The 25,776-nt window shown below is 63.2% G+C and carries 23 protein-coding genes; 17 read left to right on the top strand and 6 right to left on the bottom strand.

Annotation, left to right across the window (positions count from 1 at the left end; all coding sequences use genetic code 11):
- The first annotated feature begins 45 nt into the window (after positions 1-45).
- A complete protein-coding gene (locus K7W42_RS00870; protein ID WP_224571502.1) occupies positions 46-3,153 on the top strand; it encodes a heterodisulfide reductase-related iron-sulfur binding cluster in 3,108 nt (1,035 codons plus the stop codon).
- A gap of 686 nt (positions 3,154-3,839) precedes the next feature.
- Positions 3,840-4,685, top strand: coding sequence for a DegV family protein (locus K7W42_RS00865; RefSeq protein ID WP_224571501.1), 846 nt, complete (start codon positions 3,840-3,842; stop codon positions 4,683-4,685).
- 80 nt (positions 4,686-4,765) lie between these two features.
- Here K7W42_RS00865 and K7W42_RS00860 read toward each other — a convergent pair whose 3' ends face one another.
- Complete coding sequence (locus K7W42_RS00860; protein WP_224571500.1) at positions 4,766-5,761, bottom strand: DHH family phosphoesterase; 996 nt, start codon at positions 5,759-5,761, stop codon at positions 4,766-4,768.
- 79 nt (positions 5,762-5,840) lie between these two features.
- On the opposite strand from K7W42_RS00860, the gene K7W42_RS00855 reads away from it, so the two are divergent.
- From K7W42_RS00855 to aceA, 3 genes are all read left to right on the top strand, one after another.
- Entirely contained in the window at positions 5,841-6,506 is a 666-nt protein-coding gene (locus K7W42_RS00855; protein WP_224571499.1) for a hypothetical protein, read from the top strand.
- A 202-nt stretch (positions 6,507-6,708) separates the two neighbouring features.
- Positions 6,709-7,338 carry an HAD family hydrolase gene (locus K7W42_RS00850; protein WP_224571498.1) on the top strand — a complete coding sequence of 210 codons (630 nt, stop codon included), beginning with the start codon at positions 6,709-6,711 and terminating at the stop codon, positions 7,336-7,338.
- Between the two features lie 351 nt (positions 7,339-7,689).
- Positions 7,690-9,003 carry an isocitrate lyase gene (aceA, locus tag K7W42_RS00845; protein ID WP_224571497.1) on the top strand — a complete coding sequence of 438 codons (1,314 nt, stop codon included), beginning with the start codon at positions 7,690-7,692 and terminating at the stop codon, positions 9,001-9,003.
- A gap of 425 nt (positions 9,004-9,428) precedes the next feature.
- Here the strand turns inward: aceA and K7W42_RS00840 are convergent, their stop codons facing one another.
- On the bottom strand, positions 9,429-9,602 hold the full coding sequence (locus K7W42_RS00840; protein ID WP_224571496.1) for a hypothetical protein: 174 nt from the start codon (positions 9,600-9,602) through the stop codon (positions 9,429-9,431).
- Between the two features lie 179 nt (positions 9,603-9,781).
- Here K7W42_RS00840 and K7W42_RS00835 point away from each other — a divergent pair, with 179 nt between their 5' ends.
- The 3 genes from K7W42_RS00835 to K7W42_RS00825 all read left to right on the top strand — a co-directional run bounded on the left by K7W42_RS00835 (position 9,782) and on the right by K7W42_RS00825 (position 11,773).
- Positions 9,782-10,192 carry an Rrf2 family transcriptional regulator gene (locus tag K7W42_RS00835; RefSeq protein ID WP_224571495.1) on the top strand — a complete coding sequence of 137 codons (411 nt, stop codon included), beginning with the start codon at positions 9,782-9,784 and terminating at the stop codon, positions 10,190-10,192.
- An 84-nt stretch (positions 10,193-10,276) separates the two neighbouring features.
- Complete coding sequence (locus K7W42_RS00830) at positions 10,277-11,125, top strand: SDR family oxidoreductase (RefSeq protein WP_224571494.1); 849 nt, start codon at positions 10,277-10,279, stop codon at positions 11,123-11,125.
- 276 nt (positions 11,126-11,401) lie between these two features.
- A complete protein-coding gene (locus K7W42_RS00825) occupies positions 11,402-11,773 on the top strand; it encodes a hypothetical protein (RefSeq protein WP_224571493.1) in 372 nt (123 codons plus the stop codon).
- Between the two features lie 14 nt (positions 11,774-11,787).
- Here the strand turns inward: K7W42_RS00825 and cdd are convergent, their stop codons facing one another.
- The 3 genes from cdd to K7W42_RS00810 are packed head-to-tail and all read right to left on the bottom strand — an operon-like array spanning position 11,788 to position 13,725.
- A complete protein-coding gene (cdd, locus tag K7W42_RS00820) occupies positions 11,788-12,225 on the bottom strand; it encodes a cytidine deaminase (protein WP_224571492.1) in 438 nt (145 codons plus the stop codon).
- Positions 12,218-13,552: a hemolysin family protein gene (locus K7W42_RS00815; protein ID WP_224571491.1), complete on the bottom strand. Its 1,335-nt coding sequence runs from the start codon at positions 13,550-13,552 to the stop codon at positions 12,218-12,220. Before K7W42_RS00815 ends, cdd begins: the two co-directional genes overlap by 8 nt.
- Positions 13,549-13,725 carry a hypothetical protein gene (locus K7W42_RS00810; RefSeq protein ID WP_157458330.1) on the bottom strand — a complete coding sequence of 59 codons (177 nt, stop codon included), beginning with the start codon at positions 13,723-13,725 and terminating at the stop codon, positions 13,549-13,551. Before K7W42_RS00810 ends, K7W42_RS00815 begins: the two co-directional genes overlap by 4 nt.
- Before the next feature lie 97 nt (positions 13,726-13,822).
- Here K7W42_RS00810 and K7W42_RS00805 point away from each other — a divergent pair, with 97 nt between their 5' ends.
- Entirely contained in the window at positions 13,823-14,824 is a 1,002-nt protein-coding gene (locus K7W42_RS00805) for an MDR family oxidoreductase (protein WP_224571490.1), read from the top strand.
- 35 nt (positions 14,825-14,859) lie between these two features.
- On the opposite strand, the gene K7W42_RS00800 is transcribed toward K7W42_RS00805, so the two are convergent.
- Positions 14,860-16,941 carry a S8 family serine peptidase gene (locus tag K7W42_RS00800; RefSeq protein WP_224571489.1) on the bottom strand — a complete coding sequence of 694 codons (2,082 nt, stop codon included), beginning with the start codon at positions 16,939-16,941 and terminating at the stop codon, positions 14,860-14,862.
- Between the two features lie 73 nt (positions 16,942-17,014).
- On the opposite strand from K7W42_RS00800, the gene K7W42_RS00795 reads away from it, so the two are divergent.
- The 8 genes from K7W42_RS00795 (at position 17,015) to K7W42_RS00760 (ending at position 25,670) form a co-directional block, all read left to right on the top strand.
- Complete coding sequence (locus tag K7W42_RS00795; protein ID WP_224571488.1) at positions 17,015-17,527, top strand: metal-binding protein; 513 nt, start codon at positions 17,015-17,017, stop codon at positions 17,525-17,527.
- A gap of 87 nt (positions 17,528-17,614) precedes the next feature.
- Entirely contained in the window at positions 17,615-17,839 is a 225-nt protein-coding gene (gene secG / locus K7W42_RS00790) for a preprotein translocase subunit SecG (protein WP_157458326.1), read from the top strand.
- 262 nt (positions 17,840-18,101) lie between these two features.
- Complete coding sequence (locus K7W42_RS00785; protein ID WP_224571487.1) at positions 18,102-19,874, top strand: ABC transporter substrate-binding protein; 1,773 nt, start codon at positions 18,102-18,104, stop codon at positions 19,872-19,874.
- Between the two features lie 85 nt (positions 19,875-19,959).
- Positions 19,960-20,949: an ABC transporter permease gene (locus K7W42_RS00780; RefSeq protein WP_224571486.1), complete on the top strand. Its 990-nt coding sequence runs from the start codon at positions 19,960-19,962 to the stop codon at positions 20,947-20,949.
- 5 nt (positions 20,950-20,954) lie between these two features.
- Positions 20,955-22,088, top strand: a complete 1,134-nt coding sequence (locus K7W42_RS00775; RefSeq protein WP_224571485.1) for an ABC transporter permease — start codon at positions 20,955-20,957, stop codon at positions 22,086-22,088.
- A gap of 109 nt (positions 22,089-22,197) precedes the next feature.
- Positions 22,198-23,241 (top strand): ABC transporter ATP-binding protein, encoded by a 1,044-nt coding sequence (locus tag K7W42_RS00770; protein ID WP_198170428.1) that lies wholly within the window; start codon positions 22,198-22,200, stop codon positions 23,239-23,241.
- A complete protein-coding gene (locus K7W42_RS00765; protein WP_304524140.1) occupies positions 23,238-24,263 on the top strand; it encodes an ABC transporter ATP-binding protein in 1,026 nt (341 codons plus the stop codon). The genes K7W42_RS00770 and K7W42_RS00765 overlap by 4 nt, the downstream gene beginning before the upstream one ends.
- Before the next feature lie 108 nt (positions 24,264-24,371).
- Positions 24,372-25,670, top strand: coding sequence for a DUF4139 domain-containing protein (locus K7W42_RS00760; RefSeq protein WP_224571484.1), 1,299 nt, complete (start codon positions 24,372-24,374; stop codon positions 25,668-25,670).
- Positions 25,671-25,776: the final 106 nt, after the last annotated feature.

Below are 25,776 nucleotides of genomic sequence, written 5' to 3'. Positions count from 1 at the left end.
ACAAGTTTTTGCGCCTGTTTCCATCCTCGACCAAGGAGTGCCCTCTTGCTGCCCCTCGTTCACCAGATTCTGTTTTTCGTCTTTGCTCTGCTGGCCGGCGGCCTCGGCATGTGGGGCTTTTACCGCCTGTACCGCCGCATCACGCGCGGAGCGGCCGCGACCGAAGCCCGCTTTGACCGGCCAGTCGCCCGCTTGCTCTCGGCCCTGCGCGTCAGCCTGACCCAGGAGCGCACCTTCCGCCGCCGCACCGTCATCAGTACGCTGCATGCCTTTATCTTTTACGGTTTCGTGTATTACCTGCTGGTTAACGTGATAGACGGCCTGGAAGGGTACATTCCCTTTCACATCTACAGCAAGGACAGCCCCCTCCTGGCCGCTTACAACCTGCTGGCAGACATCCTGAGTTTTCTGGTGCTGGTCGGGGTTATTAGTCTGGTGATTCGGCGGCTGTTTCTGCCCAGCAAGCGCGACTTCCGCTTTACCGAAAAGACGCTGCTGCACCCGCTGGTGCGCCAGAACTACATCTTGCGCGACGGCCTGATCGTCTCGGCGTTTATCACCTTCCATGTGGGCAGCCGCGTACTGGGCAACGCCGCCAAGATGGTTGAAGAGGCCCGTGTGCTGGGCGGCTTCGACTCCTATCAGCCGCTCTCGGGGGCCCTGGGCCGCGCGCTGTTTAGTGGGGCCAGCGAGCAGGCCATTGAAGGCTGGCGCATCTTCGGGTACTGGGGCGCGCTGGGCAGCGTGCTGGCCTTCCTAGCCTATTTTCCGTACACCAAGCACATCCATATCTTTATGGCACCTCTGAACTATGCCCTCAAGCGTCCAGTGGGCAGCGGCGTCCTGCCGCCCATGAAAGGCCTGGAAGAGGCGATGGAAGCCGAGGAGCCCAAGCTGGGCGTCGAAAAACTGGAAGAGCTGGAGTGGCCGCGCCTGCTGGACGCCTACGCCTGCATTCAGTGCAACCGCTGTCAGGACGTATGCCCGGCGAACGCCACCGGCAAGGCCCTGAGCCCGGCCGCCCTGGAAATCAACAAGCGCATGGAGCTGAATGTCATCGCTTCGCATCCCAGCCCCTTCACGCTGAAACCGGCGGCCTTCGAGTCTGGGGCCAGCACCGCCCACCCGCTGCTGGAATACGCCATCAACGAGGAATCGGTCTGGGCCTGCACCACCTGCGGCGCCTGCATGCAGGTCTGCCCGGTTCAGGACGAGCAGATGCTGGACATCATCGACATTCGCCGCCATCAGGTCATGGTGGCCGGCGAGTTTCCGCCGCAGCTGCAGACCGCCTTCCGGGGTATGGAACGTGCCAGCAACCCCTGGGGCATCTCGCGCGACAAGCGGATGGAGTGGGCCGAGGGCCTGAAAGTGCCCACCATTGACGAGAACCCAGAGCCGGATGTCATCTACTGGGTGGGCTGCGCGGCCAGCTATGACCCCGGCGCGCAGAAGGTGGCCCGCTCGTTTGTGCAGCTGCTCGACAAAGCGGGCGTAAATTACGCCGTGCTGGGCAAGAAAGAGGCCTGCACTGGCGACAGCGCTCGCCGCTCGGGCAACGAATTTCTGTATCAGCAACTGGCACAGGAAAACGTGGAAACGCTGAACACGGTGGCCCCCAAACTCATCGTGGCCACCTGCCCGCACTGTATGAACGCCATTGGCCACGAGTACAAGCAACTAGGCGGCGACTACAAGACCGTTCACCACACCGAATATCTGGAAACCCTGGTGGCGGCGGGGCAGTTGCCGCTGGAACGACTGCCCGAACACGTCACCTACCACGACCCCTGTTATCTGGGCCGCCACAACGGCGTCTATGACGCCCCCCGGACGCTGATTACCAAGATGGCGGGCGAGGTTCTGGACCTGGAACGCAGCCGCGAGAATTCGTTCTGCTGCGGAGCCGGCGGCGCGCAGTTCTGGAAAGAGGAAGAAGAAGGCCGCGAGCGCGTGTCTGACAACCGCTTCCGCGAGCTTCAGGCCCGGCTAGACAGTGCCCAGGTGGCCAGCGACGAGTACGAGCGGACCGGGAAGGTCGTCGCCGTGGGTTGCCCCTTTTGCAAGTCCATGATGAACTCCACGCCCGAGAAGCAGGGCCGCGATGACATCATCGTCAAGGACGTGGCCGAACTGCTGCTGGAAAGCGTGCAGCGCGCCGACGGCACCTTTCAGACCGCCGCCGCCGCGCCCACTGGGCCGGTGCCTGACGCCACGCCGCTGGAGCAGCCTGAAGTGGTCAGTGCCCCCAACGCCCTGACGCCCATGCACCGCACCGGCGATCAGCCCTCTGCCGGCGCTCCGGAAGCGGTGGAAGGCGAAACCGGCTCGGAGCTGTTCAATGCTCAGCCTGGCAGTCCGGTGCAGAATCGCGATACCCAGCCCGAACCCCAGGCCGCCCACCCCGAGGCCAGCGCCCGCAAGGCCTGGCAGCCCAAGACGGCGCCCAGCGCGGCGCCAGCGTCCACCGAGACGGCCCCTGCTGAGGCGGCGCCTACCCGCAAAAGCTGGAAGCCCAAAGCCAGCGGTGATGATGTGAGCCCGGCCCCGGTCACGACAGAGGCTCCGGCGGCGGCTGTCCCCGAGGCTGCTCCCACCCGGAAAGCCTGGGCCCCGAAGGCCAAAACCGACGATGTGAACCCGGCGCCTGTGGTGGCTAAGGCCGCGGCTCAACCGGCTGAGGCCCCAACGCCTGCCCCTGCGGCCCGCAAGGCCTGGGCCCCGAAAGCGAAGGCCGCTGAAGCAGAGGCGCCCCCCGCTGCTTCGACCCCTCCAGCGGCGGAGCTGACACCTCCAGCCGAGCCCCAACCCGCCCCTGTGGCCACGGGCGAGCGCAAGAAGTGGTCCCCGAAAGCGGCAGCTCCTGCGGAGGTGCCCGCAGTTGAAGCGGCGCCTGTTGAGGCCGAGGTCAGCCCACCAGCCTCTGCACCGACACCCCCTGCTGCCGCTCCGGGCGAGCGTAAAAAGTGGCAACCCAAAGCGGCGCCTGCCGCCGAGGCCGCTCCTGTGAGTGAACCGGCAGCCACCGAGACCCCCATCACCGAACACGTTCACCTGAGCGAAGTCGGAGAAAATGCCCTGGAAGAAGGCCAGCAGGCCACCAGCGCGCCCGAAGCGGGCCGCAAAAAGTGGCAGCCTAAGAAGAAGGACTAAGGCGCGTCTTCTTCACTTCGTCAGCAAGAGAACTGAAAACAGTAGGGTCAAGTTGGACTGTCGTAGCCCAGCTTGACCCGCAGCCTATTTCCCACTTTTTATACGGATTCCGTCTGTTCCGCCGACAAATTGGAAGAGAGCCGATTTGTCGGCTCCACGCCCGGAACCTGCATTTTTCCTTCTCGCTCTGCTGTGCAACTCTTCGAGCCCGCTCGGATTCAATCGCTTATAAGAGCGATTAAATCCGAGTTCGTATTAAAAGTCAGAGCCACGTAGCCTGAAGACTATGGACCGGCTCGTTTTTATCCCTGCGGACACAATGTATTGCTACACAGGCCGTCTTGGACGAAGCGGTGCTATAGAGGACTGGTTGTGCCCCTACTGGCAAGGGCGCCGCCGGGGGCCTATCGCCTCACGCTGGGGACGATGTGTGCTGTTACAGAAGAAGGACACGCCGTCTTCAGGCCTGTTATGGGATGCGATCAAGGATCGAGAATGTCCGGAATATAAGGCCGCTGCCGATTTGGTCGACGTCTCTTCCATTGAGTAGGCTGCGTAATGCGAGCGCCGAGAAGAGGTGTATGCCTTTTTCAGACGTTGGGCAGAGACCGATTTCCTGGACATTTCCGACCATCATGGCTCCAGCCGGCGCCTTAACGTGTCTTCCGTCACGCTAGTATCTGCGAATGACTATTGCCATTGTCACGGATTCCACAAGTGACCTCAGCGCGCAGCTGTGCGCCGACCTCGGCCTCGTCAGTGTGCCTCTGTATGTGCTGTTTGACGGCAAAATGCACAAAGACGGCATTGAAATCACGCCGGCGGACCTCTTCGCTGGCCTGAAAGCGGGCAAGAAAACGCCCAGCACCAGCCAGCCCAGCCCCGCCGAGTTTGCCGAGGTCTACACCAAGGCCCTGGCCACCGCTAACCATGTGCTGAGCATTCATATCAGTGGGCAGATGTCGGGGACGGTGGGCAGCGCCCGCCTGGCCGCCCAGGACTTTGGGGACCGCGTGACCGTCATTGACAGCAAGTCGGTCAGTATGGGCCTGGGCATGCGGGTGCTGCGCGCCCTTGACCTCATTAACATGGGCAAGACGGTTCCCGAAATTGTTGCGGAGCTAGAGCGCGTGTCGCAACACGCCGATATCCGGTTCACCGTGGATACCCTGGATTTCCTGCGGATCAATGGACGTATTGGCGGCGCGCAGGCGCTGTTAGGCAGCCTGCTGAACATCAAGCCCATTCTGACGGTCAAGAATGGGCGTGTGGAATCGGCCGGGCGCGTGCGTGGGCACAAAAAAGCCATGCAGGACCTCATGGACCATGTGCGCAAGTATGCCGCGCAGCATGGCGGCGCCCGCGCGGCGTTTCTGTCCACCCCCGGTGGCGAGGCCTACTTACAGGAGGTCCGTGCCGGCCTGGCGGGCCTGCAACTGGATGATCTGGGCGACCACCCCATTGGCGCGGTCGTGGCCACCCACGCCGGGCCAGGCACGATTGGCGTTACGCTGGAGCCTCTGCATACCTGATCTGAACGCAGTGAAAGGCCCGGTCAGCCATGCGGCTTGACCGGGCTTATGTCTGTAGCGTTGCCAGGGCTCTGGCTCCCCTAGCCCACTTCGCCGGCCCGCTCCAATTCGGCAGCAATGGCAGCGTCCAGCAGCGTGCGGGCCTCTGGATAGGGGAGATTTAGGGTGGCGCCTGCCGCTGGCACGTGGCCGCCGCCGCCCAGAGCGACCGCGATGTTCTGGGCACTCAGGGCGCCGCGTGAGCGCAGCGACACCTTCACTCGGTCGCCGTAATCCTTGAGCATCACCGCCAGCTCGGCCCCCTCGGCGTTGCGCAGGGTGCCCACATAGTTCTCCACGTCGTCCCAGGCGGCGCCGGCGCGCTCCAGCATGGCCTCGGTGACGTGCGCCTGCACCACGCGCCCGCCGTGCAGGAATTCCAGGGTGCCCAGCACCTCGCGCAGCAGCGTGTAGTAGGTGCGTGGGTTGCGCCCCAGCTGGTCACTCAGCCAGCCCAGGTCGGCCCCGGCCTGGCGCAGAGCGGCGGCGCACTCAAAGGTCTCGGGGGTCACGCTGTCAAAGCGGAAGCTGCCGGTGTCGGTCACCAGGCCCAGCATCAGCGGCGTGGCAATGGCCGGGGTCAGGGGCACGTTCATGGCGCCCAGCAGATCGGCCACCATCATGGCGGCGGCGGGAATCCCCGGCTCGACCACGCCCGCCGTGGCCTGCCGGGCATTGGTGCCGTGGTGGTCAATATTTACGACTGGGCCGTCAAACATACTCAGATCGGCCCCGGCCACCCGCGAGGGATCATTGTTGTCCACATCCAACACGGCGGCCAGCGCGCCTGCCGGCCAGCTGGTCAGCGGCTCATCCAGTTCGCCGGGGTGCGGAACAAATGCCAGGTAGCGCGGCGTGGTCATGGGGGCGTAGACCTCACGGCCCAGCCCCCGTAGGGCCCGTGCCAGGCCCAGAACGCTGCCCAGCGCGTCACCGTCAGGGTTTTCGTGGGACAGCACCACAATGGGGCCGTCATGAGAGAGCAGGGTCTGGGCCACCTGCTGCATGAGCTGGTGATAGGTGGGCGTGCGCGTCATCCTGCCCACTATAAGGACCACAGCCCAGAAAGCGGGCCATGTGCCAAGCCTGTGACACCCGTCCCCTATGCTGTGACGTGTGCCCCGCCGCCTGAACCTGACCGCCCTGACCGACGAGGAGCTGCAAACGTTGGTCGGTGAAGCGCAGGCTGTGGCGCTGCTGCCCGACCTGAGCCGCGCGCGACTGGTGGACCGCGCGGTGCCGGGGCCTACGGTACCCGAACAGCTGAGCGCCGAGCGCCTGCCCGAACGCACCTGGGGCGCCAGCCCCGAGGCTTCACGCGCGCTGGCCGCCCTGCACGCCGACCTGCTGGCGGCGCCTGCCACCGCGCACGGCACCTTTTACCTGCCCACCCTGAGCGATACGCGGCACTGGCGCGCCTACACGCTGGAACCAGAGGTTGCGGGGGCGGTGCGCTGGAGCGAAACGCCCGAAACGGCTGGGGGCGGCTGGCCCTCCCTGTACCTGCTGACCTGGTTGCGTGACCGCGCCAGTGGCTTTGCCTGCGTGCTGAGTACGGGGGCGCCGCACGCTCTGTCCCCGTCGTCCGGCCCCGAAGTGGATGTGCACCGCCACCCCGGTCTGGGCGCGGCCGAGCTGCTGGCCTGTCACCGGCAACATGTGCTGCGCCACGGCCGGGGGCAAAAGATGGGCGCTGAAGACGACTGGCTGCGGCCCTGGCAGGCGCTGCACACCATGAACCTGAAAGCCTGGGAAGGGCGAGGGCTGCTGCTGGAAGGCTAATTCTCCTGACACTGGAGAACGCGATTCGAAGCTGATGCAGCTAGAAAGAGTTCACTTCTTCTTTGAATGCCTGATTGTCCTCTCAACGCTTGCTGCGCCAGGAAGGCGGCCGTAGGTCTGGCACGTCAAGAGGAGAGATAAGGCGGCGCAGTCTGCACAGCACTGGGCTGACCAGCCCCTCCCGTGCGCGACAATCTGGCCCATGACCTTTCCTTCTGCCGCGCCGCGCCACGTTGCTTTCGACTGGGGCGGGGTCTTTACTGTGGGCACTTTTGACGGCCGCAGCACCCAGAACGTGGCCGAGCGCAGTGGGGTGCCGGTGGAGCGTGTGCGCGAGAGCTATTTCCGGCATGTGCGGCAGCTTGAGGTTGGTGCCTGGACTCTGCCACAGTTCTGGACCACTTTGCAGAAAGAGGCGGGGCTGACGCTGCCGTACAGCGAGTTCGAGCCGCTGTATCTGGGCAGTATTCATGACAACGCGCCCATGTACACCACGCTGGCGCAACTGCCGGCTGACGTGCGCGTGGGCCTGCTGAGCAACAACTACCCGGTGGTCAGTGACCATCTGCGCCGCGACCCAAGGTTTGGCCGTTTCGACGCCCTGGTGTTTAGCAACGAGCTGGGCCATAAGAAGCCGGCCCCCGAAGCCTTCGCGGCCCTAGAGGATGCCATGGGCGTGCCGGCCGCGCAGGTGGCTTTCGTAGATGACGTGCAAGAAAACATTGACGCGGCGCAGGCGGCGGGCTTTCACGGCATGCTGTACCACCACGACCACCACGCTGAATTTGAGGCGGCGCTGGCCGACTGGCTGAGCGCTGAGAGCATTGGTTAAAAAGAGGACATCTCTTTGACCGAATAGAGCGAGTAAATTTCGCCGAGTAGGACGGAGATTAGAGCTGTCTGGAGGGCTCTTCTCCAGACGGCGTCATTTGGAGAATTGCTTCAGGACAGGGCAGAGGGGGCGTCCATAGACCGGCTGGACGCCCTGCTGGTTGGCATGGGGTGGTGTACTTGCGGCGCTGGTGTACCCTGGTCTGTCATGGGTACACCACGCTTTTTGTGCAGGTGCCCGGCGCACAATGCCCCTACAGCAAGACCCGCCCAGCAGGGCATCCCAGACGACTCTCTTCTGACCTCGCCGGCGGCGGTGAGGCGCACCTTTCACACCTCACGGAGGCCCACAATGACCACCAACCCCAAAACGCCCGCCGAGATTCTGGAAAAAACCTGGCAGACCGAGGAGCGCTGGCAAGGCATCAAGCGCAACTACGGCGCCGAGGAAGTTGTGAAACTGCGCGGCAGCCTGCCCATCGAACACACCCTGGCCCGTCACGGCGCCCAGAAGTTGTGGCGCGCTATGAAAGACGAGCCGTTTGTAAACGCCCTGGGCGCGCTGACCGGCAACCAGGCCATGCAGCAGGTCAAGGCTGGCCTCAAGGCCATCTACCTGTCGGGCTGGCAGGTGGCGGGCGACGCCAACAATGCCGGGCAGATGTACCCTGACCAGAGCCTCTACCCGGCGTCCTCTGTGCCGGAAGTGGTCAAGCGCATCAACAACACCCTGCGCCGCGCCGACCAGATTCAGCACAGCGAGGGCAAGAGCGACACGGATTTCTTCGTGCCCATTGTGGCCGACGCCGAAGCTGGATTTGGCGGTCCACTGAACGCCTTCGAGCTGATGAAGGCCATGATCGAGGCCGGTGCGGCGGGCGTTCACTTTGAAGACCAGTTGGCCAGCGAGAAGAAGTGCGGTCACCTGGGCGGGAAGGTGCTGGTGCCCACCAGTCAGTTCATTCGGACCCTGAACGCGGCGCGCCTGGCGGCCGACGTGAGCGGCGTGCCCACGGTCCTAATTGCCCGCACCGACGCCGACGCGGCCAATCTGCTGACCAGCGACGTGGATGACAACGACAAGCCCTTCTGTACCGGCGAGCGCACCCCAGAGGGCTTTTATTACGTCAAGCCCGGCATTGAGCAGGCCATCAGCCGCGCGCTGGCCTACGCCCCTTACGCCGATGTCATCTGGTGCGAGACCAGCGTGCCCAACTTAGAAGACGCCCGCCGGTTTGCCGAGGCCGTTCACACTCAGTTTCCCGGCAAGCTGCTGGCCTATAACTGCTCGCCCAGCTTTAACTGGAAGAAGAACCTCGACGACGAGACCATCGCCAAATTCCAGGTGGAACTGGGCAAGCTGGGTTACAAGTTCCAGTTCATCACGCTGGCGGGTTTCCACTCCCTGAACATGAGCATGTTTGACCTGGCCTACGGCTACGCCCGCACCCAGATGAGCGCCTTCGTGGAATTGCAGGAGCGCGAGTTTGCCGCCCAGGAGCGCGGTTTCACAGCTGTGAAACACCAGCGCGAGGTGGGCACCGGTTACTTTGACCTGGTGGCGCAGGCGGCGGGTGGGGGCCAGAGCAGCACCACGGCCCTGGCGGGCAGCACCGAAGCCCAGCAGTTCGGCAAAGAGCGGACCCTGGCCGCTGCCCACGACTGAGAGGGCGACTCAAGCGTTTGTAAAAACGGCTTCATCCGGTCAGGAGAACAAGGGCAGAAGCGGGCTGACGGGCGTGGAGGTGCACATCGGGAAGGCTCTGATGTGCACACAAAACAGACGGAAGCCGTTAAGAGGAGTTCCGAAACGGTCCAGGGTGAGTAGCTATGCGGCCAAGTGAGCCAGAGTGATGTCATCCGTCAGGAACTGGGTGAGAGGCGCGGAGGACGCAGGCCTTTTGCTAGGCAGCTAAGACAACATCAACTGCGACTCCAGCAGGGCATTAGGCTCTGCTGGAGCTCTGTGGTTGCGCTGCCCTGAGAGTGTCTGATTCCTAGTCTGCGGTTTACAGCGCTAACAGAACTAAAAGGCGATGTACCAACTACACGTCTCTCAGCGCACGTTTTCTCTCGGCATCGGCACCCGTCTTAGCGGCTCAGCAGCGCTTGACGCAGTTCGGCCATTAGGTCCAGCGTGGAGCAGGGGCTCTGCACGGCGCGGCCAAAACCGAGGTTCTGGTGGGTCACGCGGCTACCACTGCGCCGAATGACAATGAGGGCCTGGGCCTCAGCCGTGTTGACGCCACTCGGCGAGGCCGTCACCACAATCTTGTGTGCACCTTTCCACTGACCGAGGCCCTCGGTGCTCTGGAGCAGGATTGAGCAAACTTCCTCACTCTGCTCACAAGACGTTCTTCTGAAGTCGCCTGGCCACTTGACACAACTGCTACTTGTAAATAAAAATATGACAAGGCGAAGAGACTTACCAGAGGAGGCACTGTATGAACAGTCAGTACGCCATCGCTGTCCATATCCTGTCTCTGGTGAACGACTCGCCCGAGCCGCTCAGTTCTGAGGATATGGCGGGCAGTGTCGGGGTGAATCCTGTGGTGGTGCGTCAGGTGACGGGCTTGCTGCGACGTGCTGGCTTGCTCACTACACAGCGCGGCATCCCCGGAGCGCGGCTGACCCGACCGGCCCAGGACATCAGTCTGCTGGACATCTACCGCGCCGTAGACGCGCCAGAAACGGTCCTGAAGCGGCACCGCAAACCCAATCCAGCCTGCCCGGTGGGTGCGCGTATTCAGGGGGTGCTGGACGACGTGTTTGATCAGGCTCAGGCGGCTCTGGAGGCTCAGCTGGCCCAGATCTGTCTGTCTGACATCCACCAGGCTCTGGCCCAGCCTGCCTGATTTTTTTTGCACCGACCTGTCAACTTTTTCCCTACACCCTCGCCTCTCGTCGCTGGTTCGGCGTTCCGAGCCTCAGGAGTTCATATGATTGCCATTACTGGAGCCACCGGCCACCTCGGCCAGCTGACCATCGCCGCGCTGCTGAAACTGGGCGTGCCGGCCCAGAATCTCGTTGCGCTGGTGCGGAACCCGGCCAAGGCCGCAGAACTGGCGGCGCAGGGAGTCCAGGTGCGCCAGGCCGACTACCGGCAGCCTGAAACGCTGGACGCCGCGCTGCAAGGGGTAGATAAACTCCTGCTGATTTCTTCGAATGATTTTGAAGACCGTGTGGGCCAGCACCGGCAGGTCGTGGACGCCGCTATGCGCGCTGGGGTCAATCTGCTGGCCTACACCAGCATTCTGCGCGCCGACACTTCGGGCCTTGCTCTGGCCGCCGACCATAAGGCCACTGAAGACCTGATCCGCGCCTCTGGCCTGCCGTTTGTGTTTCTGCGTAACGGCTGGTATCTGGAAAACTACAACCCGGCCCAGGCGGCGCAGTACGGCGCTGTGGCTGGTAGTGCAGGCGAGGGCCGCGTGAGCGCCGCCAGCCGCACCGATTACGCCGAGGCCGCCGCCGCCGTGCTGAGTCAGCCGGGCCACGACAATGCGGTCTATGAACTGGGCGGCGATGAGGCTTTTACGCTCAGCGACTTGGCCGCCGAGGTGCAGGTCCAGAGTGGCCGCCCGGTGGTGTATCAGAACATGTCGCAGGGTGACTACGCCCAGATGCTGCGTGGCGTGGGCCTGCCGGACGCCCTGGCCGAAATGCTGGCCGACTCGGATGTGCACCTGGAAAAGGGCGACCTCTACACAGATTCGGGTGACCTGCGCCGCCTGATAGGCCGCCCTACGACCACCTTGACGGAGGGCGTGCGCGCCGCATTGCAATAAGCCACGGAAAGAGTGAAAGGGGAGAGGCCGCACTGGCTTCTCCCGCTTTCATATTTCATGCCAAAGGCGGACGGCGCGCTGGGCCAGGCTGTGTAGGCTGGTTCATGCTTCTGCTGGCGGCGGCCCTGTTCTTTTCCGTGACATTCCCCGGTGGCACCGCAGTGCAGGTGCCCCTGCGCGACCCAGGGCCAGACGACCTGTTCACCGATACTCGCCCCACATAGGGCCAGTGATGCCGACTGGTGCGACCTTTTTCTGGTTAAGGCAACTGGTGATGTGCAGTCCCTGTGGCATGCTCGTGGTCTTCCTGGCACCTTTTGGACACCAGACGGGCGCTACCTCGCCGCCTGGGGGGACCCCTCGCTGCGGCTCTGGAACCTGCGGGGCCAAGTGCGTGGCGTAGTGCCCGACCTACGACTAAAAGCGGGCCAGCGGATGTTTGGCCGGCAGATCAACCAGGTCTGGCTTCAGGATCAGGCGGTCTGCCTGCGGGTCACGTTGACCTTTGGCCCGGCAGGAGCGCTGGCGCCCGTTCTTCCCGACGGGCCTCCCTGGCCTGCTGAGGTGCTGACCAGCGTGACCACTATGCTGGCCTATCACTGGCCCACGCTGGCACCAAAGGAAGAGGCGGCTTGCCGCCGCCCCTGAATGCTCTTCTGTCTTTACTGAACGCTGACTTCGTGGCCGTCGTCGCGCTGTTCCAGCCGAAAACCGTGGGGCAGAAAGTCCTTCACGTAGCCGCTGACCACTTCGCCGTGCTGGTTGACACAGACCACGCGGGCGTCGGGGGCAAATTCGTAGAGCACCTGACGGCATGCACCGCATGGACTGGCGGGCGGCGAGGCTTCGGAATACACGACGATGTCGGTAAAGTCGCGGCCTCCGGCGGTGGCCATCGCCTGCACAGCGCTCTGCTCGGCGCAGCGGCCCAGCCCGTAGCTGGCATTTTCGACGTTGGCGCCAAAATACACGCGGTCATCACTGGTGCGCAGGGCGGCGCCCACATGGAACTTGCTGTAAGGAGCGTACGCCTGCTTAAACGCGGCTTTGGCGCCTTCAAGCAGTTGGGGGTCGGGGGTCAGGTTCAGGGCGTTACTCATGGGTGTCCTCGGGGTCCAGCGGGTCGGTGTTCGGGGCGCGCTCCACCCGCACCCGCGTCACGCGGCGCTGGTCAGCGGCCTCGACCGTGAAGGCCCAGCCGTTGTGGGTGAAGCTCTGGCCGGCTTCGGGAATGTCCCCAAAGTAGCCAGTCATGAAGCCGCTCAGGGTATCAAATTCGCCCTCACCGTCTTCTATATTGCTGCCCAGCCGCTCCTCGACCTCGCCCACCGTCAGGCTGGCGTCCATTAGGTAGACGCCCTCACCAATGACCTCGATCATGGGCAATTCTTCTTCGTCGGTCTCGTCGTAGATTTCGCCTACAATCTCTTCCAGGGCGTCTTCCAGTGTGACCAGTCCCGCCGTACCACCGAACTCGTCCACCACGATGCTCAGGTGGCTTTTCTTGTCGCGGAATTTGGTCAACAGGTCCTTGATCTTCATGCCTTCCGGCACAAAGAACACCGGGCGCATGATGTCGGCAATCAGGGTATGGTCCAGGGTGTCCAGGTGGGCGAGCACGTCCCCGGTATGCACGATGCCCACGATGTTGTCGGGCGTGTCCTGAAAGGCGGGAATACGCGAGTAGCCGTGTTCGGCGTGCATTTCCAGCAGGCGGCGCAGCGGCGCGGCGCTGTCGGCCAGCACCATTTCGATCCGGGGTGTCATGACCTCGCGCACGGTGGTGTCGGAGAGGTCAAAGACGTTGTACACCAGCTCTTTTTCGTCGTCTTCCAGTACGCCTTCCTGGCTGGACGCACTGACAATCATGCGGATTTCTTCTTCGGAGTAGGCGGTGTGATGTCCTGCCACACCGCGCAGGCCGAAGGCGCGAACAACCCCGTTGCCCAGGGCATTTAGCCCCTTAATGGCCCACTTGAAGACCGTGGTGAAGGCCAGAAGGGGGCGCGTGACCAGCAGGCTGACCTGCTCGCTGCGCTGCAAGGCCCAGCTTTTGGGCGCCAGCTCGCCGAACACGATGTGCAGGACGGTGCTGATGGCAAAAGCTACCCCAAACGAGATTGCCTTGACCTGCGCCTCCGTGAACTGGCCTTCGGGAAACAGGGGTTCCAGTAGGTGTTCAATGGCTGGCTCGGCCACAAAGCCAATCGCCAGGCTGGCCATGGTGATGCCCAGCTGGGTGGCGGCGATGTACAGGTCGAGATTTTGTAGGGCGCGCTGGGTAACCCGCGCCGTGGCGTTGCCTTCCTCAGCCAGCTGGTCGATGCGCGTGCGGCGCACGCTCACCAGGGCGAACTCGGCGGCCACGAAAAAGCCGTTCATCAACACCAGAAAAAACAGGGCGAGAATACCAAAAAGGTCACTCATGTAAGGACGCGCTCCGTGGTCGCGTCAGGGTCATCCGCAAGGCACATGCTGCCCGCCTGGCGCCGCTCGGGCGTCAGGGCGTCGGTGACCAGTGGGGGGGTGCCAAGCAAAAACGCCGCTCCCTGGCGGTCGTCACCGGGCGCGGTCAGAGAGCCGGAACTGGGAGGCTCCATATGCAGGGCGGAGTCTAACACAGAGGCGTCGGCTCAGACGGGCGCCTCTGAATGGACGCTCAAGGCCGGGGCCTCTGGTCGCGCTAGCCTGCCCCCCATGTCCACCCTGCCTGCGACCTTCCGCGCTCTGCGTGTTCAGCAAGACGATCAGGGCACGCACGCCGAGTTTCAGACCCTGCCGCTCAGCGCATTGCCCGCCGGGGACGTGGTGGTGGCGGTGTCTCACTCCAGCCTGAATTACAAAGATGGCCTGGCGGTGCTGGGCCACCCGGGCGTCCTGAAGGCGCATCCCATGACACCGGGCATTGACCTGGCCGGCACGGTGCTGGAAGACCGCTCTGGGCGCTGGGCCCCTGGCGCTCCCGTCCTCCTGACCGGCTGGGGAATAGGCGAGCGCCAGGACGGGGGGTATGCCGAGCTGGCCCGCGTGTGCCCCGACTGGCTGGTGGCCCTGCCTCCGGGGACCACGCCCCACTGGGCCATGAGTGTGGGCACAGCTGGTTTTACGGCCATGCTGGCTGTGCTGGCGCTGGAGGCCGCTGGCCTGAAATCCGGTCAGGGTGAGGTGTTGGTGACGGGTGCGGCGGGCGGCGTGGGGAGTACCGCCGTGGCGCTGCTGGCCGCTGCTGGCCATGAGGTCGTCGCCAGCACTGGCCGCCCAGAGGAGGCAGCTTACCTGCACGACCTGGGCGCCGCCCGCGTGATAGGACGTGAGGAGGTGTCTGGCCTGACCCGGCCCCTGGAAAAGGAGCGCTGGGCCGGCGTGGTGGACACCGTCGGCGGCGCGACCCTGGCTGGCGCCTACGCCTCGACCCGCACCCACGGTTCGGTGGCAGTGTGCGGGCTGGCGGGGGGGCACGACCTGCGGACGACGGTGTTTCCGCTGATTTTACGCGGCGTCAATCTGCTGGGCGTGGACTCGGTGACGTGCCCGGCCGAGCGCCGGGAGGCCGCCTGGGCCCGCCTGGCCCGTGATCTGCCTGCCGCGCGCCTGGCCCCCATCACCCAGACACGGGGGCTGAGCGAGGTGCCGACGTTGGCCCCAGAGATTCTGGCGGGGCGTGTGCGGGGCCGCACCGTGATAGACGTGCGCCGCTGAGGACAAGGCTCAGCGGCGCACTGAACGCTTAGGGGTTAGCGGGGTTGCAGGTCGCCGACATCCACGCGGGGCGAGGCCGGGGCCAGCGTCACCTCGCGCTCGACCCGCTTCTCGTGGGCTTCGCCGTAAATGCCGTTGCCGTCGGTGTCCAGGCCGCCAATTACGCGGTAGGTGCCGTCGCCCAGGTACGCCTGGAACCGGCCCAGCGCGTCCACAGCAGGCTGAAAGGTCAGGCCGCGCGCGCTTTGCAGCCGCAGGCCCAGGGTGCTGCTGACTGCGGGCGCATTCAGGGCGGCGGCCGCGTTGACCATGCCGTAGCCAAACTGGTCGTCGCGGCCCTGGGCCCCCAGATCGGTGGCCGTGGCCACCAGGCGGGCCAGCGTGTCGGCAGGGCCAGTCGTGACGCCCTTACTGAGGAGTAGCGCCGCCAGGGCCGCCACCTGCGGGCTGGCCTGGCTGGTGCCCACCTGGGCGGCGTAATTGGGCTGGTTCTTCACGTAGTCCCAGTCCGTCGAGAGAATCACGTCTGGGAAAGGCTGACCGTTCAGGGTTCCGCCGTTAAAACGGTTGCCGCCGTAGGGCTCAGCGCCGCCCGGCGCCGAGAGCTGCACCTCGGGATAAGCGTTACTGAACTTCGACCTTTGCGGCGCGCTGCCGCCTGAGAGGGTCACGCTGCCCACGGCCACCGCCGCGGAGCAGGCCGCCGGATAGTAGGGCGAGGTGCCGTAGCCGTTGCCCGCCGCCGCAATGACCAGCGAACCGGCGCTGCGGGCCTCTGCAATGGCGTCACACATGGGGCGGGCGGTATCGGCGCTGATGTCGCCGCCCAGGCTGAGGTTGATGACCTGCGCGGGGTGGGGGTTGCGGTAGGTGGTGGTGCCTAGGGTGACCGGCAAGCCCGCCGCGTAGCGCACCGCCGAAATCACATCGGCCTCGCTGGTGTTGCCCTGCGCGTCCAGCACCCGAATCGGCAGCACCTTGATATTGGCCTTGTAGCTGGCACCGACCACCCCAGTCTGGCTACAGCCATCACAGGGCACCCCATTGTCGCCCCAGCGCGCGGCGATGATGCCGGTGACGTGAGTGCCGTGACTGCCTGTGGTGCGGCCCTGGACGGTGGGGTCGGTGGGGTCGGTGTCGGGGCCGTCGCCGTCGCCGCTGTCGTAGGGCGAGGTCTGGGCGTCGCCGGCCGTAAAGGGCAGCACGTCCAGGGCGCCCTCGCCTGGGCCCCACAACTGGCCCTTCAGGTCAGGATGATCAAAACGGACGCCGGTATCCACGACGGCCACCGTGACGGGCTTGGTGTAGCCGCCTGCTTCCATGTCGCGCCACACGCCGCCGTACCCCATCAAAGGGTAGGCCCATTGCAGGCTGGCAAACTGGTCGCTGGGCACGACGGGCTGGGCCTGAGCGCTCAGGACAGCGTTGGGCACGGCGTATTCGACTTGAGGGTCAGCGCGCAGGGCCGCCAGAGCGGCGTCCACGTTCGCCACCTCCAGCCGGGCACTCGCCGCGCCCAGGGGTGAGGCAGCCATTACCCTGAGCCCAGCGGCTTCCAGCGCACGCCGGCCCCCCTGAAGAGCGTCCAAGGCGGCGTCGCTCTGCGCTTTCAGGCTGGCGCTTCGGTATTTCACAATGATGCCGCGTGCAGCGCCGGCTGGGGCCTGTGTCCTGAGCGACGCCGCAGACTGCGCGTCCTGACCCTGGGCCTGAGCAGGGGCGACCAGGCGCCCACCCAGTTCAAACTGCTGAGCGGTGACCGTCCAGAGTGCCGCCCCTGATTTGGCCGCGCTGCCCGTGCCGGAGGTCCATTCAATCTTGATCTGCCCACTGAGCTCGGACTGATTGGCCTTCAGGGGCGTGGCTGCCGCGCGGTCGGCCGTGATGGTCAGGGTGACATTTCCCTGCCCAGACAGAGGGGTGACGCTGAGCCAGTCCGGGCGGTCAGTGACTCGCCACTGCCCCGCGAATGGAACGCTCGTACTGCCGCTGGCGGCCTGGGCCAGTGGGACGGTGCGGGCGTCAAGGGCATCGCTGGGCGTCGGGGTCGGATTACACGCGGCCAGCAGGGCGGTCAGCAGCAGCAGGCCGGGCAGGCGGGGCAGCAAGTTGGGCATGTGACCTCAGGATGCCTGAAGTTTTCTGAGGGTGCATGAAGCCTGGTGCATCCCACTGGACAGGTCTGGCACAATGGCGCGCGTGCCCAGTGGACGAGTGCATAACCTGATCAATATTGCGGCCTATAGCGTGTTGGCCGCGGCTACGCTGGTGGCTTCCCGGCTGGAAGCCGTGGTGGTGACGCCCGCTCAGGGCCTGTGGTTCACGCTGGCCTACGCTGCTGGCACGTTTCTTCTGTCGCCCGACCTTGACCTGGCCGAGGGGCGAGTGGACAGCAAGCGGCACTGGGGGGTCTTGGGGGTGCTGTGGGTGCCTTACGGCATGCTCTTTAGTCACCGGGGGTGGTCACACACCTGGCTGGTGGGGCCGCTCACTCGTCTGCTCTACGTGGCACTGATCGTGGCGTTGGTGCTGGGTCTGCTGACCTATCTGGTGCCGGGGTTGACGCTTCCTACCTTGCCCGAGCCGCTGAGCTGGAAGGTTGCCGCGCCGCTGCTGGTGGGGTATTACCTCAGCCAGTGGTTGCACTTGATGGCCGATGGTGTGCGGCCAGACCACGGCGCGCGGCGGGTGCGCCGCAAGTAGGGACTGACCGGCTAGAGCAGGCGTGGCCGTGCTATACCGTGACCTATTGGCCAGCAGAGTTCTGGCTCTCTTTCCCCGAGGTCTGTCATGATTCTGAACCTGTTTATCGTGCTGTTTGCGCTGGCGTGCCTGGCGCTGGTGTTTTTCGTACTGCTGCAAGTGCCCAAGCAGGCGGGGCTCTCGGCCAGCATGGCGTCAGGCGGTTCCCTGCTGGGTGGGCGCGGTGTCGAGGGTGGCCTGATTCGCATCACCAGTGTACTGGGTGGGTTTTTCATGCTGCTGGCGCTGCTGATTAGTTTCGTGTCGCGCTGAAAACCTGTTCTTCGCTCTGGCCCGTCACATGTGGTGTGGCGGGCTTTTTGTGATGTCGCTGGGAATTCTGTTCAGGCCGGGTCGTAATTGTAAGTTTGGGCTGACCTTGCCATGACGGCCCTCTGTATTGTTGCGGCGTACCTTGACCAAATCTAAGCCATTCCATATAGTTGGCCTCGCTGGAAAACCCCTTTTCAATGCTACTCCCGGCGTGAGCCGGCGCGTTGTCATATTCCACAGCTGCAACTTTTCGGAGGAACCTATGAAGAAGATCCTGACCCTTGCTCTGGCCCTGAGTGTCGGCACGGCCGCTGCACAGTCACAGTCCACCTTTACCTGGCCCAATGCCTGGACTGCTGAGCCGAACACGGCCAATAAGCGTGGCGGCGAGTTGCGTCTGGCCCAGTTCTCGGACTTCAAGTCGTTTAACCCATTTACCAGCAGTGAAGCAGACAGCATTCCCATCCGCATGGGTTCGGGCAGTGGTCTGTTCACCCAGGATCCCCGCAACGATGAGTTCATTCCGTACATGGCCGCTGCTCCAGCGGTGATCAGCAACAACAACAAACGGTTTGTAGTCAAGATTCGCCAGGGCATGAAGTTCAGTGATGGCAAGGACATTACGGTTGACGACTTCATCACCACTTGGAAGATTCACACTGACGATAAGGTCGGTAGCAACAGCCGCGACAGCTTCTTCCTGGCGGGCAAGCCCATCACCCTCAAGAAGATTGACAACTACACCATTCAGTTTGACTTCCCGCAGACCAGCGCCTCGGCCCTGGGCATCATGTCCTTCACGCCCTGGCCTGACCATATCTTCGGTGCGGCATACCGCAGCGGCGGCGCCGACGCCGTCAAGAAGCTGTGGACCCTGGCCACCCCAGCGAGTCAGATTGTCTCGCCCGGCACCTGGACGCTGGAGTCCTACCGCGCCGGCGAGCGCACTGTGTTCAAGAAGAACACCTACTGGGGCGACTGGAACAAAGACAGCCGTGGTCAGGAGCTGCCTTACCTGAACACCATGTCCGTGCGTATCTTTGCAGATGCCAACGCCCAACTGGCCGCGTTCCTGGCCGGTCAGGTGGACACGGTGCCCATGCGTAACGCCGACGACTTGGCCCAGACCAAGCGCGCCATTGACAACGGCAGCCTCAAGGCCTTCCTGAAGGCCAACGCCAGCCCACAGGCCACCAGCCAGTGGATCACCTTCAACTGGAACAAAGACGGTGACGCGGCCAAACAGAAGCTGTTCCGTGACGTGCGCTTCCGCCGCGCCATGAGCCACATTGCCAACCGCGACGCGATGGTGCAGCTGGCCCTGGGTGGTCTCGGCACCCCCACCTACTACAGCGTGTACCCAATCTTCCGCCAGCAGATTGATGCGGGTGTGGCTGCCGGCGCGCCGCAGTACAAGTACAACTTGGCCGAGGCCAGCCGCCTGCTGGCCCAGCTGGGTTACTCGAAGAAGAATGCCCAGGGTTACTTGCAGAACAGCGCAGGCAAGGTACTGGAATTCAACCTGAGCACCAATGCAGGTAACACCGTGCGCGAGCAACTGGGCCGCATCTTTGCCGACGAAGCCAAGAAGGTTGGCGTCAAGGTGAACTTCACGCCCATTGACTTCAACGCGCTGGTCAGCCAACTCACGGCCAAGGGCGAGAACCGTCCCTTCGACGCCATCTTGCTAGGCCTGTCGGGCGGCAGCAACGTCTGGAGCTTCGGCAACAACGTCGTGCCCTGCGGCAGCAACCTGCACTCCTACAACAACCCCACCAGCGGTAAGTGCCTGACCAGCCAGGAACAGCTGATGACCAAGCTGTACTACCAGGGTGACGCCGAGCTGAACGACGCCCGCCGCCGCGCGATTGGCGCTCAGCTCATGAAGACCGAAGGCGAGCTGCAGCCCGTCATCTACCTTGTGGGCGCCAACTTCCACGTGGCCTTCAACGAGCGTCTGGGCGGCGAGTTCCCAGCGGCCATGATGGACGCCTACTACGGCCACCGCTTCAACGCCCTGACATTCATCAAGTAAAACCAGAGCATCTCTGCTCCCAACGGGGGGTGGTTCGCCCGCGCGGACTGCCCCCCACATCCATGAAAACCCACGGAGTACGTCCATGATTCCATTTCTGCTGCGGCGGGTGGTGCAGTCCATCCCCACCCTCTTTCTCGCCAGCCTGCTGATTTTTTTCATCATTCAGCTGGCGCCTGGCGACTTTTTGACCCCGGCAAAACTCAACCCGAACATTAGTCCCGAGCAGATCGCCAACCTGGAACGGAATTTTGGCCTTGACCGCCATCCCATCGAGCAGTATTTCCTCTGGATGAAGAACATGCTGTTCAACTTCGATTTCGGACTGTCGTTTATGTATCAGCAGCCGGCACTGGACGTGATGAAGCCGCGCATCGTGAATTCGCTGTGGCTGGTGCTTCTGACTACAGTCTTCTTTTATGCGATTTCTATTCCTCTGGGTGTGTACGGCGCAGTGCGGCAGAACTCTCTTGCCGATAAGTCCGTCAACGTGGTGCTCTACTTTTTGCTGGGCTTTCCTAGCTTTTTTCTGGCGTTGATTGTGATTTTCGGTATTCTCGAACTCAAGCGGATTACCGGCGGCAGAATAGACCTGCCTTTTGGCGGCATGACCAGTGCAGGCTTCAATGACCTCAGCCAGTTCAGGCAGGTTCTGGACATCCTCAGCCACCTCCTGATTCCTGCACTGGTGCTGGCCATCAGTGACGCGGCTGGCCTGACCCGCGTCATCCGTGGGCAGATGCTGGAAGTGATGCGCGCCGATTACATCCGTACTGCCCGTGCCAAAGGTGTTTCTGAAAATACAGCCATCTGGAAGCACACTTTCCGCAATGCGATTCTGCCCATTGTTGCCGGAATTGGCAGCCTGCTGCCTGCTGCCATTAGTGGAGCAGGCCTGTTGGAAGTCGTGTTCGGGTATCCGGGCATCACGCCCATGATTCTTGAAGCCTTGGGTGCTCAGGATCTGTACCTGATTGCGGGCTTTACAGTCATCGGTACAGTGCTTCTCATTCTGGGCAACGCCCTGAGTGACATTCTCCTGGCGGTCGTTGACCCCCGCATCAAGGTTGGTTGAAAAGCGTGACCACCACAGTTCCTGTTGTTCAAAAGCGTGTGCGCGTTCAGGGCCAGTCGCAGTTTTCCGTGGCCTGGAGTCAGTTCAGGAAAAACCGCCTGGCCCAGATTGGCGGCAGTCTCCTGATTCTGCTGTATCTGATGGCGCTGTTCGCGCCGTTTCTGGCGCCCAGTGGGCTGTCCAATTACTCGACCAGCAACATCACCCGTTTTCACCCGCCAACCCCCATCCAGTTTCGTGACGCGCAAACCGGAGCGTTTGGGCGGCCCTTTGTCTACAAGTACACCCAGCAGCTCAACCCAGATACGTTTGTCAATGAATACCGTCCATCAGCGGAAAAGTGCCCAATTTATTTTGGTGTTCGCGGCGACAGCTATAGGATTCTGGGCCTGATTCCAGGCAATCTTCACCTGTTCGGCACAGGTAACTCCGATTGCAACGTCTATCTGTTCGGCGCCGAGGATCTGGGCCGCGACCTCCTGAGCCGTACCCTATATGCCTCGCAGATTAGCCTGACGATTGGCCTGGCCGCCGTCATCATCACCACCCTGATTGGCCTGTTTATGGGTGCTGCAGCGGCCTATTTCGGCGGAATTGTAGATACGATCATCATGCGTTTCGTCGAGGTGCTGTCTTCAATTCCCACGCTGTTCCTGCTACTACTGCTGCGCAGTATTTTTCCCAAAGAAATCAACCCGATCTTTGCGCTGTACGTGATTCTGGGAATTCTGGCCTTTATCGGCTGGGGTGGCCTGGCGCGCACCACACGCGGGCAGCTATTGAGTGTCCGTGAGCAGGACTTTGTGTCGGCGGCCAAGAGTCTGGGTGCCAGTGACAACCGCATCATGTGGCGGCACATGTTGCCCACCATGACCACTTACGTCATCGTGACGACCTCGCTGGCCATTCCCGGCTACATTCTACTGGAATCTGGCCTCAGCTTCCTGGGGATTGGGGCCGTGGAGCCGTACGCTTCTTGGGGCAGTCTGCTGAAGCTGGCGCAGGACGGCGGGTTGAGCAGCCTCAACATCCGTCCCTGGGTCCTGATTCCCGGCTTCTTCATCGTGTTCACCGTGATGTGCTTCCAGCTGCTCGGTGACGGCCTGCGCGACGCTTTCGATCCTCGCAAGCGCTCGTAGGTTTTTTTGCCCGGACGCGGCCAGATTTGCGGGCCGCGTCCGGGCACTGATTGTCCCTTACCATTCAATCCAGTTGTATGATGTTTGGCGTGCGCAAAACGGAGGAACAATGACCCACCAGGGTGAAGTCCTGCTGGCCGTAAACGGCCTCAAGACGTATTTCAATACTGACGACGGCGTCGTCAAGAGCGTGGACGGCGTGACCTTCCACATCAAGAAGGGCGAGACCCTGGCGGTTGTGGGTGAATCGGGCTCGGGCAAGAGCGTAACCAGCTTGTCGGTCATGCGCCTCATTCCCAGCCCTCCGGGCAAGATCGTGGAGGGCGAGATTCTCTTCACGGGCAAGGACGGCGCGCCCAAAGACATCACCAAGCTCAGCGAAGCGGCGATGCGCAAGATTCGCGGCAATGACATCTCCATGATTTTTCAGGAGCCGATGACCAGTCTGAACCCCGTGTATACGGTGGGCGACCAGATTGCCGAAGCGGTCATGCTGCACCAGGGCAAGAACAAGAAAGAGGCCATGGGCGTGGCCACCGACATGCTGCGGTTCGTGGGCATTCCAGCACCTGAAAAGCGCGTCAATGAATACCCACACCAGATGTCGGGCGGGATGCGCCAGCGCGTGATGATTGCTATGGCCCTGTCGTGCAAGCCGGCCCTGCTGATCGCCGATGAGCCCACCACCGCTCTGGACGTGACCATTCAGGCCCAGATTCTGGACCTGATGCGCAAGCTGCAAAAAGAAGTGGGCATGAGCATCCTGTTTATTACGCACAACCTGGGCGTGGTGGCCGAAATGGCCGACCGCGTGGTCGTCATGTACGGCGGGCGCGTGGTGGAAGAAGGCGACGTGGTCGAGATCTTCAAAGCCCCCCGCCACCCCTACACCATGGGCCTGCTGAACTCGATTCCCCGTCCGGGTGAGGTGGAGCATGTGCCCGGCCAGCCCAAGGGCCGCCTGGAAGCCATTCCTGGCAACGTGCCCAATCCCCTGAGCCTGCCGCCCGGCTGCGCCTTCGAGCCGCGCTGCAAGTTCGCCGTTCCCGACTGCTCGAAAGCTGTGCCCGCGCTGGAAGACACCGGGCATGGCCACATGGCCCGCTGCATCCGCTGGCGTGAATTTGCCCAGGCCCAGGAAGTGACCGCATGACCGCTCCTGTCAAGACCAGTTCGCAGTCCCGCAGCGCCATGCCCATCACGGGCGACACCCTGCTGGACGTCAAGAACCTTCAGAAATATTTTCCTATTCGCGGCGGATTACTCTCCCGTGTGGTGGGAAACGTCAAGGCCGTCAACGATGTGTCGTTCCAGATTGGGCGCGGCGAAGTGGTGGGTCTGGTGGGCGAGTCCGGCTCGGGGAAAACTACGGCTGGGCGCGCCATCCTGCGCCTGATTGAGCCCACGGGCGGCCAGGTCATCTTCAACGGCACCGACATCACGAAGCTCAGCAAGGGCCAGATGCGGGACTACCGCCGTGAGATGCAGATCATCTTTCAGGACCCCTTTGCGTCCCTGAACCCGCGCATGACGGTCTCGGACATCATCGGCGAGGCCATGCAGATTCATAACCTGCACCCTGGCAAGGGCCGTATGGACCGCATTGCCGAACTGCTGCAAAAGGTCGGCCTGCGCCCCGAACATATGCGCCGCTACCCGCACGAGTTCTCGGGCGGGCAGCGCCAGCGCATCGGCATTGCGCGCGCGCTGGCCGTGGACCCCGCGTTTATCGTGGCCGACGAGCCGGTGTCGGCGCTAGACGTGTCCATTCAGGCGCAGGTCGTCAATCTGCTACAGGACCTTCAGGAAGAACTGGGCCTGACGGTGCTGTTTATCGCCCACGACCTGGCCGTCGTGGAGTACATCTGCGACCGAATCATCGTGATGTACCTGGGCCGCGTGATGGAAATTGCGCCCAGCCGCCAACTGAACACCAACCCCAGGCACCCGTACACCGAGGCCCTGCTCTCGGCGGCGCCGGTGCCCGATCCCACGGTCAAACGCCAGCGCATCATTCTGGAAGGGGACATTCCCAGCCCCATCAATCCGCCCAGTGGCTGTGTGTTCCGCACCCGCTGCCGCTACGCGATTGCCGACTGCGCTAACATCATCCCCGAATTGCGCGAAGTTAGCCCCGGCCACTTCAAGGCTTGCATCCGCGACGACATTCTGTAACCGCAGTTCGTAACTGGACCCGTCCCTCATCTTGGGGCGGGTCAGTTCTGTTTTATTTCTGACGGACACTCTCACATCTCACAATTGAGGGCGCGGCACGATACAGCCATGAAAACCGCGTTGCCCGCTGTCCTTGCCGTCGCTTCCGCTCTTGCTCTGGGCCACGCCCACGCCGCCGACCTCCGCATCTACCCCAGCTTCTCGGAAGTGCGCCAGCCGGTCAGCAGCACCACCAACACGCTGAATATCAACCTGCCGCAGGACACCTGGGACAGCATTCTGGCGGGCAGCCTTGACCTGGACGGCCTGGCTTTTACACAGGCCATTCAGAAGCAGGAACCCAACTGGCTAGCCAACCTGGAAGGCAAAACGGTCTACCTGAAGCGTGACGGCGAGCTAGAGCCGGTGACGTTGGTACGCGCCCGTGACCTGCTGGTGAAAGACGCCCAGGGCCGCTATTTCAATGCTCGCTACGAGGACCTGCAGTTTGACGTGCTGCCTCCAGTGAATGCGCAGCGGCCCACGCAGTCGGTGACCTATACGCTGGCCCGCCCCGGCCAGGGCACGCTGGGCTACCTGACGCGCGCCGTAACCTGGCAGCCGCGTTACACCCTGAAGGCCAGCAGCGCCGGTGCCCAGCTGGGCGCTCTGGCCGATATTCGCAACACCACCGAGCAGCCCTACGAGGTACAGAACACCGAGCTGTACGCGGGCGATGTGAACGTGCAAAACCAGCAGGAAGCGGCATACATGATGCGCGATGTGGCGATGGCGGCTCCGGTAATGGCTGAATCAGGTGCTGCACCCAAAATCGAGAGCCAGGGCGAACTGCGTGGGCTGTACCGGTACGCACTGACCACGCCCTTTACGCTGCCCGCCAACAGCGTGGTGACGTTGCCCTTCCTGACGCCCAAGCTGACCACCTTTGAGCGCTATGTGGGCCTGAACACCTACTTCGGCACCGAGACGCGCGAGGGGAATCTGAACCGCTTCTACCGCTTCAAGGCCGACCAGCGCTTGCCCGCTGGCCCGATTACGGTGCGCGAGGACGGCCGGATCGTGGGCCAGACGAACATCAGCGAGACGCGCGAGGGCGGCACCGTGGACTTCACACTGGGCGAGGACCCGGATGTGGTCTACACCCGCAGCGTACAGACCACCGCCCAGGTCAAAGACGCCAAGGGGAACGTGACCAAGACGACCTACCGCGTCACCTACGCTTTCGAGAGCAGCAAGGACCGCGTCGTGCGTGCCGAGGTCGCCGAGCGCATCGGCGGGCGCATCATCATCATTGACAGCGCCGCGCCGGTTCGCAGCCAGGGCACAGCCAATCTAAAAGTTGATGTGCCGGCCAAGGGCAAGGCCACCAAGAGCTTTACCGTCGTGGTGGACAACAGCGCGAGCTGAGGCGGGATGCAGAAAGGCACCGGGAGACATCCTGGTGCCTCTTTTGTTGGCAGGGCGCTAGGGAACGCCTTGACCCTGAGCTTCGGAGAGAGGGGCCGACTCACTC

Origin of the sequence: Deinococcus betulae (assembly GCF_020166395.1) — a bacterium.
GTDB classification, from domain to species: domain Bacteria; phylum Deinococcota; class Deinococci; order Deinococcales; family Deinococcaceae; genus Deinococcus; species Deinococcus betulae.
The sequence above is the reverse complement of the archived record's forward strand: the minus strand, read 5'-3'. Positions and strand labels throughout refer to the sequence as shown.